The sequence below is a fragment of the Mycolicibacterium rhodesiae genome (assembly GCF_002086695.1).
In the GTDB taxonomy this organism is placed as follows: Bacteria; Actinomycetota; Actinomycetes; order Mycobacteriales; family Mycobacteriaceae; genus Mycobacterium; species Mycobacterium rhodesiae.
Genome location: NZ_MVIH01000005.1, coordinates 117,580 through 130,003, shown reverse-complemented (window position 1 = coordinate 130,003; position 12,424 = coordinate 117,580). Strand labels below are relative to the sequence as shown.

At 68.2% G+C, this 12,424-nt stretch carries 9 protein-coding genes; 7 read left to right on the top strand and 2 right to left on the bottom strand.

Annotated elements, in window-relative coordinates:
- Positions 1-34 precede the first annotated feature (34 nt).
- From gnd to BST42_RS12810, 4 genes are all read left to right on the top strand, one after another.
- Complete coding sequence (gene gnd, locus BST42_RS12825; protein WP_083119067.1) at positions 35-1,489, top strand: NADP-dependent phosphogluconate dehydrogenase; 1,455 nt, start codon at positions 35-37, stop codon at positions 1,487-1,489.
- Positions 1,490-1,507: 18 nt separating this feature from the next.
- Entirely contained in the window at positions 1,508-2,944 is a 1,437-nt protein-coding gene (locus BST42_RS12820; protein ID WP_083119065.1) for a GuaB1 family IMP dehydrogenase-related protein, read from the top strand.
- 190 nt (positions 2,945-3,134) lie between these two features.
- Positions 3,135-4,496 (top strand): hemolysin family protein, encoded by a 1,362-nt coding sequence (locus BST42_RS12815; RefSeq protein ID WP_083119063.1) that lies wholly within the window; start codon positions 3,135-3,137, stop codon positions 4,494-4,496.
- Positions 4,496-5,548, top strand: coding sequence for a hemolysin family protein (locus BST42_RS12810; RefSeq protein WP_083119062.1), 1,053 nt, complete (start codon positions 4,496-4,498; stop codon positions 5,546-5,548). Before BST42_RS12815 ends, BST42_RS12810 begins: the two co-directional genes overlap by 1 nt.
- A 15-nt stretch (positions 5,549-5,563) precedes the next feature.
- Here BST42_RS12810 and BST42_RS12805 read toward each other — a convergent pair whose 3' ends face one another.
- Positions 5,564-6,349, bottom strand: coding sequence for a potassium channel family protein (locus tag BST42_RS12805; RefSeq protein WP_083119060.1), 786 nt, complete (start codon positions 6,347-6,349; stop codon positions 5,564-5,566).
- A 134-nt stretch (positions 6,350-6,483) separates the two neighbouring features.
- Here BST42_RS12805 and BST42_RS12800 point away from each other — a divergent pair, with 134 nt between their 5' ends.
- Genes BST42_RS12800 through BST42_RS12790 form a run of 3 tightly spaced genes read left to right on the top strand, consistent with a single transcriptional unit; the run spans position 6,484 to position 11,538 of the window.
- The gene (locus tag BST42_RS12800; RefSeq protein ID WP_083119059.1) at positions 6,484-7,398 is read left to right on the top strand and encodes a 3-methyladenine DNA glycosylase; all 915 of its coding nucleotides are present in this window, start codon (positions 6,484-6,486) and stop codon (positions 7,396-7,398) included.
- Positions 7,399-7,417: 19 nt separating this feature from the next.
- On the top strand, positions 7,418-9,601 hold the full coding sequence (locus BST42_RS12795) for a malate synthase G (RefSeq protein WP_083119057.1): 2,184 nt from the start codon (positions 7,418-7,420) through the stop codon (positions 9,599-9,601).
- Positions 9,602-9,654: 53 nt separating this feature from the next.
- On the top strand, positions 9,655-11,538 hold the full coding sequence (locus tag BST42_RS12790; protein WP_083119056.1) for a substrate-binding domain-containing protein: 1,884 nt from the start codon (positions 9,655-9,657) through the stop codon (positions 11,536-11,538).
- Here BST42_RS12790 and BST42_RS12785 read toward each other — a convergent pair.
- Positions 11,535-12,413, bottom strand: a complete 879-nt coding sequence (locus BST42_RS12785) for an alpha/beta fold hydrolase (protein ID WP_083119055.1) — start codon at positions 12,411-12,413, stop codon at positions 11,535-11,537. The two genes, BST42_RS12790 and BST42_RS12785, sit on opposite strands and share 4 nt — an antisense overlap.
- Between the last annotated feature and the right edge of the window lie 11 nt (positions 12,414-12,424).

Below are 12,424 nucleotides of genomic sequence, written 5' to 3'. Positions count from 1 at the left end.
CCACAACAAAATTCACACAATCGAAAGGCGCGAGATGAGCTCACCGCAGACGGACGGTACTGCACAGATCGGTGTTACCGGAATGGCGGTGATGGGGTCGAACATCGCGCGGAACTTCGCCCACCACGGCTATACCGTCGCCCTGCACAACCGGTCGGTCGCCAAGACCGATGCCGTGCTCGCCGAGCACGGTTCCGAGGGCAACTTCGTGCGCACCGAGACGATGGCCGAATTCGCCGCCGCGCTGGAGAAGCCGCGCCGCGCGCTGATCATGGTCAAGGCAGGCGACCCGACCGACGCGGTGATCAACGAACTGTGCGAGGTCTTCGAGCCGGGCGACATCATCATCGACGGCGGCAACGCGCTCTACACCGACACCATCCGGCGCGAGAAGGCGGTGCGCGAGCGCGGCCTGCACTTCGTCGGCGCCGGCATCTCCGGCGGCGAGGAAGGCGCACTGAAAGGACCGTCGATCATGCCGGGCGGGCCTGCCGAGTCCTACAAGTCGCTGGGCCCGCTGCTCGAGGAGATCTCCGCGCACGTCGACGGCGTCCCGTGCTGTACCCACATCGGTCCCGACGGTGCCGGACACTTCGTCAAGATGGTGCACAACGGCATCGAGTACTCCGACATGCAGCTCATCGGCGAGGCGTACCAGCTGCTGCGCGACGGGCTCGGCAAGACCGCACCCGAGATCGCCGAGATCTTCGCGGAGTGGAACAAAGGCGATCTGGACAGCTACCTGATCGAGATCACCGCCGAGGTGTTGCGCCAGACCGACGCCAAGACCGGCAAGCCGCTGGTCGACGTCATCGTCGACGAGGCCGAGCAGAAAGGCACCGGCCGCTGGACGGTCAAGTCGGCGCTGGACCTCGGGGTGCCGGTGACGGGTATCGCCGAAGCGGTCTTCGCCCGTGCACTGTCCGGCTCGGTCCCCCAGCGCAAGGCCACCACCGGCTTGGCCTCCGGCGATCTGGGCGAACGGCCCACGGACGCAGCGCAATTCATCGATGACGTCAGCAAGGCGCTGTACGCCTCGAAGATCATCGCCTACGCGCAGGGCTTCAACCAGATCCAGGCGGGCAGCGCCGAATACGACTGGGGCATCACCCTCGGCGACATGGCCACGATCTGGCGGGGCGGCTGCATCATCCGGGCCAAGTTCCTCAACCGGATCAAAGAGGCCTACGACGAGAACGCCGAGCTGGCCACGCTGATCGCCGCGCCGTACTTCCGGGACGCGGTCGAGGCGGGTATCGACAGCTGGCGTCGCGTCGTGGTGAAGGCCACCGAGCTGGGCATCCCGGTCCCTGGCTTCGCCTCGGCGCTGTCCTACTACGACGCGCTGCGCACCGAGCGGCTGCCCGCAGCACTGACCCAGGGCCTGCGTGACTTCTTCGGCGCGCATACCTACGGCCGGACCGACGCCGACCCGGCCGCCCGATTCCACACCCTGTGGAGCGGTGACCGCAGCGAAGTCGAGGCATAACGCCGTTAGGCTGATCGGGTGCGCTTTCTCGACGGCCAGCAACCTCCGTACGACCTGACCTACAACGACGTCTTCGTCGTGCCCAGCCGATCCGACGTCGCGTCCCGGTTCGACGTCGACCTGTCGACCTCCGACGGCACCGGCACGACCATCCCGGTGGTGGTGGCAAACATGACCGCGGTGGCGGGCCGTCGGATGGCCGAGACGGTGGCCCGCCGCGGCGGCATCGTGGTGCTGCCGCAGGACCTGCCGATCGACGCGGTCAAGCAGACCGTCGACTTCGTCAAGAGCCGCGACCTGGTGGCCGACACCCCGGTGGTGCTGGCGCCCGACGACTCGGTGTCCGACGCCGTCGCGCTGATCCACAAGCGGGCCCACGGGGTGGCCGTGGTGGTGTTCGAGGGCAGGCCCATCGGCCTGGTCACCGAGGCCGCCACCGTCGGCGTCGACCGGTTCGCGCGCGTGCGCGACATCGCCGTCACCGACTTCGTCACCGCGCCGGTGCACACCGAACCACGACAGGTGTTCGAGTTGCTCGAGCACGCCCCGGTCGACGTGGCCGTCCTCACCGATGCCGACGGCGCTCTGGCCGGCGTGCTGACCCGCATCGGGGCCATCCGCGCGGGCATCTACACCCCGGCCGTCGACGCATCGGGCCGGCTGCGGATCGCCGCCGCCGTGGGCATCAACGGCGATGTGGCCGCCAAGGCGCGCGCGCTGGCCGAGGCCGGCGTCGACGTCCTGGTGGTCGACACCGCACACGGTCACCAACTCAAGATGCTCGACGCGATCAAGGCCGTTTCGTCGCTGGACCTCGGCGTCCCGCTGGCCGCGGGCAACGTCGTCTCCGCCGAGGGGACGCGCGACCTGATCGGGGCCGGCGCCTCGATCGTCAAGGTGGGGGTCGGCCCCGGCGCCATGTGCACCACCAGGATGATGACCGGCGTCGGTCGCCCGCAATTCTCTGCCGTGGTCGAATGTTCCTCTGCTGCACGGGAACTCGGCGCGCATGTGTGGGCCGACGGCGGCGTGCGGCATCCGCGCGACGTGGCGCTCGCACTGGCGGCGGGCGCGTCGAATGTGATGATCGGGTCTTGGTTCGCCGGCACCTACGAATCCCCGGGCGACCTGATGCGCGACCGCGACGGCCGCCCCTACAAGGAGAGCTACGGCATGGCCTCCAAGCGGGCCGTGGCCGCCCGAACCAGCGCCGACAGTGCCTTCGACCGGGCCCGCAAGGCGTTGTTCGAAGAAGGCATCTCGACTTCGCGGATGGCGCTGGACCCCGAACGCGGTGGGGTCGAGGACCTGCTCGACCACATCACCTCCGGGGTCCGCAGTACCTGCACCTACGTCGGCGCCACCACCATCGCCGAGCTGCACGACCGGGTGGTGCTGGGAGTCCAGTCGGCGGCCGGGTTCGCCGAGGGGCATCCGCTGCCGACCGGCTGGTGAGCCGGTCACCGTCGGCCAAGCCGCTAACATAGGGAGTTGTTCTGCTCCCCGAGGAAAGGGAACCTGTGCCGCAGGCACCTATCGAGGTCCCCGCGGATCGGGCTGCCTGGGGCGAGCGCCCCGCAGACGAGGCCGAGGCCGAACCTTCTTCTAGCCGGCCGGGCATGTGGCCCGGCTGCCCCACCCGCGCATGACGGCCATGTACACCGTGTTGAGCCTGTTGGCGATCGTCGTGCTGACCCTCGGGACAGCGTTGTTCGTCGCGGCCGAGTTCTCGCTGACCGCATTGGAACGCAGCACCGTCGACGCGAACGCGCGCACCGGTGACCGCAGCGACCAATTCGTTCAGCGGGCGCACCGCACGTTGTCCTTCCAGCTGTCCGGTGCGCAATTGGGTATCTCGATCACCACCCTGGCCACCGGGTACCTGGCCGAGCCGGTCCTGGCCCGGTTGCTCGATCCGGTCCTTGGCCTGCTGCACGTGCCGCAGCGGGCGGCCGCCGGGATCGCACTGGCCCTGGCGATCCTGATCGCCACCTCCCTGTCGATGGTGTTCGGCGAACTGGTGCCCAAGAACCTCGCGGTGGCGCGGCCGGTGCCGACCGCCCGGGCCACGGCCGGATTCCAGCTCCTGTTCTCGAAAATGATGACCCCCGTCATCAAGCTCACCAACGGCACCGCGAACTGGATTCTGCGCCGGATGGGCATCGAACCGGCCGAGGAACTGCGCTCGGCGCGCTCCCCGGAAGAACTCGGCTCGCTGGTCCGCAGCTCGGCCGAGCACGGTTCGCTCGACGAGGCCACCGCAGCGCTGGTGAACCGGTCGCTGCAGTTCGGGTCGCGGATCGCCGAGGAATTCATGACGCCGCGCACCGAAATCGAGGCGCTGGATGCCGACAGCACCGTCGCCGACCTGGTCACGGCCTCGGCGAGTACCGGCTTCTCGCGCTTCCCCATCGTCCGCGGCGACCTGGACGAGACCATCGGCCTGGTCCACGTCAAGCAGGTGTTCGGGGTGCCCGCGGCGGAGCGCTCGAGCACCCGGCTGGTGTCGCTGGCGATCCCGGTTCCCACTGTGCCGTCCTCGCTGGACGGCGACGCGCTGATGGCCCAGCTCCGCGCCCACGGTCTGCAGACCGCGATGGTGGTCGACGAGTACGGCGGCACCGCGGGCATGGTGACCGTCGAGGATCTGATCGAGGAGATCGTCGGCGATGTCCGCGACGAGCACGACGACTCCACGCCCGACTTCCAGAAGGCCGGGCAGGGCTGGCGGGTATCCGGGCTGCTCCGAATCGACGAGGTTGCCGAAGCCACCGGATTCCGGGCCCCTGAAGGCGAATACGAGACGATCGGCGGCCTGGTGCTGGAGAAGCTGGGCCACATCCCCGAGCCCGGCGAATCGGTCGAGCTGTCGGCCTTCGACCCGGACGGCCTGTTCGACGACCCGGTCCATTGGCGGGCCACCGTCGCCGAGATGGACGGCCGTCGGATCGATCAGCTCGTGCTGACCGAATTGGGGCGCCGCGGCGACACCGGGCGGGAGGGCTGATGGGCGACTTCCTGGGCGTCCTGCTGACCATCGCGCTGCTGGGCGCCAACGCCTTCTTCGTCGGGTCCGAATTCGCGCTGATCTCGGCCCGCCGCGACCGACTCGAAGCCCTTGCCGAACAAGGTAAACGGAGCGCAGTGACCGTGCTGCGCGCCGGTGAGCAACTATCGCTGATGCTGGCCGGTGCCCAGCTGGGCATCACCGTGTGTTCGATCCTGCTCGGCCGGGTCGGTGAGCCGGCGGTGGCCCACCTGTTGGAGAAGCCGTTCGATCTGGTTGGGGTGCCCGACGCCGTTCTGCACACCGTGTCGTTCGTGGTGGCGCTGGGCTTCGTGGTGACGTTGCACGTGCTGCTCGGCGAGATGGTGCCCAAGAACATCGCGATCGCCGGTCCGGAGAAAACCGCGATGCTCGTGATCCCGGTCTATCTGGTCTACGTGCGGTTCGCCCGGCCGTTCATCGGGTTCTACAACTGGGCGGCCAACACCACGCTGCGCGCGTTCGGCGTCGAAGCCAAGGACGAACTCGACGTCACGGTGTCCACCGTGGAGCTCGCGGAGATGATCGCCGAATCGCGATCCGAAGGGCTGCTCGACCCCGAGGAGCACATGCGGCTGACCAGGGCGCTACAGATCCGCAACCGGGTGGTCAACGATGTGGCCGTGCCGGTGCGCGATATCCGTGCCGTTCCGGTCGCACGGCCTGGTAGCGGCCCGACGGTCAGCGCGATCGAGCAGGCGCTCAACGAGACGGGCTACTCCCGGTTCCCGGTCACCGATGCGGGCGGCGACTTCGTCGGCTTCGTGCACATCAAGGACATCCTCGACCAGATCGACGAGCGCGACGCGGTGGTCGACGGGACCGTGGTGCGACCGCTGCCGCGGGTGCCCGCCGACATGCCGCTGCCGGACGCGCTGTCACTGTTGCGCCGCGACAACAGCCACCTGGCGCTGGTCACCGACGGCGACGGGTCCGTCTGCGCGATGGTCGCCCTTGAAGACCTGGTTGAGGACCTGATCGGCACGGTGCGCGACGGGATGCACCGTGCGTGACGGCACCCGCCGCGGCTAGCGACTACGTCGCGACCCCTCGGGCCGGTAGGACCTGGCCCCGTGAGACGGCGGCCGCCGGTCGCCGGTGACGGCCAGCGCCTCGCTCAACTGCCGGACCTCGTCGCGCAGCGCCTCGATCTGGTCTGCCGTGGCGGTGTTGGACGCGGTGTTGTCCTCCGATACGCGCTGCACGATCCACGATGCGACGGTGGCGGTGATGACACCGATCAGGCTGATCCCACCGACCATCAGCAGCGCGGCGATGAGCCGGCCGACCACCGTCACCGGATATTGGTCGCCGTATCCCACGGTGGTGATCGTGGCCAGCGCCCACCACAGGGCATCGCCGAAGCTGACGATGTTGGCGCCGGGAGCACCCCGTTCGACGTCGAGAACCGCCAGGGACGAGGCGTAGACCAACAAGGTCGCGACGGCCGTGGCATAGACCACCACCCTGCCGCGCAGAGCGTTGCCGAAGGCGCGTTGCAGGGTGAACACCAGCACGACCAGCCGTAGTACCCGAAGCGGCCGCAGGAACGGCAGTGCGACAGTGGCCAGGTCGAACAGGTGCCGGACAAACCACCGCGCCCGCGCTTCCGCGAGCGCGAAGCGGACCACATAGTCGACGACGAACGTCACCCACAGCACGGTCATCACGGTGTTCAGCACGGCCCCCGCCACACCGCGCGGCTCGACGAGCACCTGCAGCGAATAGGTCACCAGGAACACCACCGCAGCCAGCGGCCACTCGCTGTGGTGTTCCCAGCGGGTCAGCCGCGGGTTCGGCTGGGAGGTCGTCATCAATTCATCCTTCGGCCTTGGCTACGTGGGGCGGATAGTGCTTTCCCGTTCTGCGGCCCGGTCATGTGTCGTATGTGACCTCGGTAAACTGACCGAGGCACGGCGACCTGAGCCGCGGCCCAGGAGGAGAGACCATGCCGCACCGGCTCCGCGAAGCGGAGTGGACCGCGCGGGCGGCTTCGTATCGACGACGCATCGACTCGTTCACCGCCCCGCACCTGGAGCGCGCCCGCCGCGGCGAGGCGCACCCGGTGTGGGATTTCCTGTTCACCTACTACAGCCTGCGCCCCCGCCAGCTGCGGGTGTGGCATCCCGGCTACGGCACCTCGCTGGCCGGCGCGGCGGCTTCGGAATATCTCGATCGAGCGGGCTACCAGGCCACGCCCGACGGTGTGACGGTCGGCGCCGGCTTTCTGCATTCCCGCCTGTCCACGGTCGGTTTCGTGGCCGACTTGCTGCGCAGCACTGCTGCGCGTCCGCCGCAGTTCGGCTGCTTCGGATTGCACGAATGGGCGATGGTCTACCGCGCCGACACGGTTCGCCATGGCACGGTCCCACTGCGACTGGGCGGCGCGGGTACCGACGCAGTGGTCGAGTCGATACCGTTGCGCTGCACACATTTCGACGCCTACCGGTTCTTCACGGCCGCGGCAGCGCCGCGCAACCGCGGGGTGCCGACCCGGGCCGCGCAGCGCGACTGGGAGCAGCCGGGCTGCCTGCACGCGAACATGGACCTGTACAAGTGGTGCTTCAAGCTCGGGCCGCTGGTGAACTCGGAATTGCTGGTGGACTGTCTGGAGCTGGCAGCCGACGCGCGCGAGCTCGACATGCGGGCCAGCCCGTACGACCTGTCGGGCTTCGGGTTTGAGCCCATCACCGTCGAGGAACCCGCCGGGCGGGCGGAATACGTGCGGTGCCAGGGAGTTATAGCCGAGCGCGCAGCGCCGTTGCGCGCGGAGCTGCTGGCGTGGTGTGAGCGGCTACTGGGTGCGGAGGTGGCCTACGACACTCTGTCGGAGGGGTTCCTACCTGCGGGTAAGATGAATTGATTGTCGTGAGGGAGGACAGATGAGCGATCGCGTGCCCGTGGGCAACCTGCGTGTGGCGCAGGTGTTGTACGACTTCATCACCAACGAGGCGCTGCCCGGCACCGGGATTGATGCCGACAGCTTCTGGGCCGGCGTGGACAAGGTCGTCACCGACCTGACGCCGCAGAATCAGGATCTGCTCGCCCGCCGCGACGATCTGCAGGCGCAGATCGACAGGTGGCATCGGCAGCGGATCATCGGCGGTATCGACGCCGGTGAGTACCAGCAGTTCCTCACCGATATCGGCTACCTGCAGCCCGATCCGGGTGACTTCAGCATCACCACCTCCGGCGTCGACGACGAGATCACCACCACCGCCGGCCCGCAGCTGGTGGTTCCGATCCTGAACGCCCGCTTCGCGCTCAACGCCGCGAACGCCCGCTGGGGTTCGCTGTACGACGCCCTCTACGGGACCGACGTCATCAGCACCGAGGGTGGCGCCGAACCGGGCACCAGCTACAACCGGGTCCGCGGCGACAAGGTGATCGCCTACGCCCGGGACTTCCTCGACAAGGCCGTTCCGCTGGCGTCGGGCTCCTGGGCCGACGCGACCGGCATCAGCGTCGCCGACGGAGTCCTGGAGATCGCGCTGGGCGACGAGTCCACCGGGCTGGCCGGCCCGGAGAAGTTCGTCGGCTACACCGGCGAGCTCGGCGAACCCGCCTGGTCGGTGCTGTTGGTCAACAACGGCCTGCATATCGAGATCCTGATCGACCCCGAATCACCTGTCGGCAAGACCGACAAGGCCGGCGTCAAGGACGTCGTGCTGGAGTCCGCGATCACCACGATCATGGACTTCGAGGATTCGGTGGCCGCCGTCGACGCCGACGACAAGGTGCTCGGATACCGCAATTGGCTCGGCCTGAACAAGGGCGACCTGGCCGAAGAGGTCAGCAAGGGCGGCAAGAGCTTCACCCGTGTGCTCAACGACGACCGGACCTACAAGACGCCCGGCGATGGAGAGCTGACGCTGCCCGGACGCAGCCTGCTGTTCGTCCGCAACGTCGGTCACCTGATGACCAACGACGCGATTGTGGATGCCGAAGGGAATGAGATCCCCGAAGGCATCCAGGACGCGCTGTTCACCAGCTTGATCGCGGTGCACGGTCTCAAGGCCGAGGACGGCAGCCCGCGCCAGAACAGCCGCACCGGATCGATCTACATCGTGAAGCCCAAGATGCACGGCCCCGACGAGGTCGCGTTCACCTGCGAACTGTTCAGCCGCGTCGAGGATGTGCTTGGCCTGCCGCAGAACACCATCAAGGTCGGCATCATGGACGAGGAGCGCCGCACCTCGGCCAACCTCAAGGCGTGCATCAAGGCCGCCGCCGACCGGGTGGCATTCATCAACACCGGCTTCCTGGACCGCACCGGCGACGAGATCCACACGTCGATGGAAGCCGGCCCGATGATCCGCAAGGGCGCCATGAAGTCCCAGCCGTGGATCACGGCCTACGAGGACCAGAACGTCGACATCGGCCTGGCGACCGGGTTCTCCGGCAAGGCGCAGATCGGCAAGGGCATGTGGGCCATGACCGATCTAATGGCCGACATGGTCGAACAGAAGATCGGCCAGCCCCGCTCCGGCGCCACCACCGCGTGGGTGCCGTCGCCGACGGCGGCCACGCTGCACGCGATGCACTACCACTACGTCGACGTCTACGAGGTGCACAAGGAGCTGGCAGGCAAGACCCGCACCAGCATCGACGAGTTGCTGACGATCCCCCTCGCCAAGGAGCTGGCGTGGTCGCCGGAGGAGATCCACGAAGAGGTGGACAACAACTGCCAGTCGATCCTGGGATACGTGGTGCGCTGGATCGACGCCGGTGTCGGGTGCTCGAAGGTGCCCGACATCCATGACGTCGCGTTGATGGAAGACCGTGCGACGCTGCGTATTTCGAGCCAGCTGTTGGCGAACTGGCTGCGGCACGGGGTGATCACCGAGGACGCCGTCCGGGAGAGCCTGCGCCGGATGGCGGCGGTGGTCGACGAGCAGAATGCGTCCGATCCCGACTTCAAGCCGATGGCGACGGATCCGGACAACAGCATCGCCTTCCAGGCCGCCCAGGAACTGATCCTGGCCGGCGCCGCACAGCCCAACGGCTACACGGAGCCGATCCTGCATCGGCGTCGCCGGGAGTACAAGGCCAGCACCGGCGCCTGACAAGCACGTCCGCACCGCATCACCGTTGACAGGGAAGAGGATCAAGCACCGCCATGGGCAGGCACAGTAGACCGGGTCCCGGGGGTTCATTCGGTGACGAGCCTGCCGACGACAATCCGACCGGTCGCTTCGCCCGTCGCGGTGAGTCCGACGGCCCCGAGCCCAATGACGCACCCGACGACACCGACTCGTCGGCGCTGACCGACACCGCCCGCCGCAGAATCGCTTTCGAAGGCGGACACCGCAACGAGAGCAGCCGCCGGGGAGTGAGCCTGGGCGTGATCGTCGCACTGATCACGGTCGTGGTGGTGGTCGGTGCGGTGATTCTGTGGCGGTTCTTCGGTGACGCGCTGTCCCATCGGTCGACCGACGCCGCCCAGAAGTGTCTCGGCGGCACCCTCAACGTCGGAGTGGTCGCGGACCCATCGATCGTCGACAATGTCAGCAAGTTCGCACAGGGCTTCAACTCCACGGTCACCCCGGTCGGGGATCGCTGCGTGAAAATGGTTGTCACCGGGGCCAACTCGGATCGGGTGATCGACGGATTCGTGTCCAACTGGCCCGGCGATCTCGGCGAGCGCCCGGCGCTGTGGATTCCGGCCAGTTCCATCGGCGCGGCGCGGCTGCAGTCCGCCGCGGGCAAGGAAGTTGTCAGCGATGCCCGCTCACTGGTCACCTCGCCGGTGGTTCTTGCGGTTCGACCGCAGCTCAAAGACGCCTTGGGACAACAGGGTTGGGCGGCACTACCGGGCTTGCAGTCCAATCCGACCGCGCTCGACGGCTTGAACCTGCCCGGGTGGGGATCGCTGCGCCTGGCCCTGCCCACCGTCGGCGATGCCGACGCCACCTATCTGGCCGCCGAAGCGGTGGCCTCGACATCGGCGCCGCCCAACTCGCCTGCCACGGCCGGCCTCGGCGCGGTCAACGGCCTGGTCGCCGGCCAGCCCAAGCTCGCCGACGATACCGCCGACACGGCGTGGAAGTCTCTGCTGGGTTCCGGTGATCCCGGTGCACCGGTGCACGCGGTGGCGACCACCGAGCAGCAGTTGTTCGCCCGCACATCGTCGACGCCGGACGCCAAAAACAATGTCGCCGAATGGTTGCCGTCGGGACCGGTGGCCGTGGCCGACTACCCCACCGTCTTGCTGTCCGGAACCTGGTTGTCCGAGGAGCAGGTCAGTGCGGCCAGCGAGTTCGCCCGGTTCATGCGTAAGCCCGAACAGCTCAGCGCGCTGGCGAAGGCCGGCTTCCGGGCCGAGGGCACCAACCCGACCGGTAATGACGTAGTGAGCTTCCCGCAACTGGGTTCGCCGCTGACCATCGACGACGAGTCGGTGCGGGCCACGCTGGCCGCGGCGGTATCCACCCCGGCCACCGGGTCGGCCACCACGATCATGCTCAACCAGGCGATGGGCACCGACGAGGGCGGCAAGTCGAGGCTGGCCAATGTGGTGACCGCACTGACCAACCGGATCGGCGCGCTGCCGTCGAACGCGGCGGTCGGGTTGTGGACGTTCAACGGCGTCGAGGGCAAGTCGGCGGTGCCGCTCGGCCCGGTGTCGGATCAGGCCGCGGCGCTCACCAACACGCTCGGCGGGTTGTCGCCGTCGGGCAGCGGTGCCGTGTCGTTCACCACGTTGCGGTTGGCCTACGCCGAGGCGCTGGCGAACTTCCGTCAGGGCCAGACCAATTCGATGCTGGTGATCACCCAGGGCCCGCACACCGATCAGTCGTTGGACGGCCCCGGCTTGGTGCAGTACGTGAAGTCGGCAGCCGATCCGGCCAAGCCGGTGGCGATCAACGTCATCGACTTCGGTGACGACTCCGACCGGGCGACGTGGGAAGCGGTCGCCCAGGCCTCGGGCGGCACGTATCAGAATGTCGCGACCTCCGATTCGCCGGATCTCGCGACGGCCGTGTCGACGCTGTTGTCCTAAATCTGCAGCAGCCGTCGGACGCCCGCGGTGAATTCGTCGGGCACCTCGATCTGCGGGTAGTGGCCGATGCCGGCCAGTTCGATCACCTCAGCCGCGGGCCGTAGCTCCCGCAGGCCGGCCAGGACGTTCGTGGTGGCCACGGGATCACCGGTGGCCCAGAGGAATCCAAGCGGCTTGTCCCAGTCGCGAACGGCCCCGTGCCATCGGTCGGCGAAACGCACCCGCTCGTTGAGGTAGGCGCACAGCAGGTTCAGGATGCGGTGGCCGTCGCCGCGTGCCAGCAGCGCCCATTGGGCCTGGGCCTCCTCGTCCGACAACGGATGGGCGGCGCTGAACAGCTTGGCGAAGCCGCGCAGGAAGCCCCGCTCGTTGGTCAGCCGGGCGAACAGCGGACCCAACGGGCCGCGCAGGATCTTCTGGCTGGGCCGCAGGCTGGCGCGCTCGATGATGACGCTGCCGTTGGTGAGGACGGCGCGCTGGATCTCGAAGGGCAGCGTGCCCGCGACGTCGCGGGCCAGCAGCTCGGTAACCACCGAAGTGCCCATGTCATGGGCGAGCAGCACCACCGGCCCCGGTGCGGCGTCGGCGACGACCTGCTGCACGATGTCGGCCTGCTCGAGCAGGCTGTAGCGGTGCGGGCGGGGCTTGTCCGACAGTCCGAAGCCGAGGAAGTCCAGCGTCAGCCAGGCCTGATCCCCGAGCCGCTCGACGACGCCGCGGAAGTCGTAGGAACTCGACGGGAAGCCGTGCAGCAGAAGCAGGGTCGGGCGTTGAGAGGAGGCGGACAGGCCGCTCGATCGCACGAAGACGTCGCCGGCGGTGGTGGACAGCATCCGGCCGCCCTCTTGCCACTGGCGAACACCGGCAGGCAGCATCCGCTGACGCT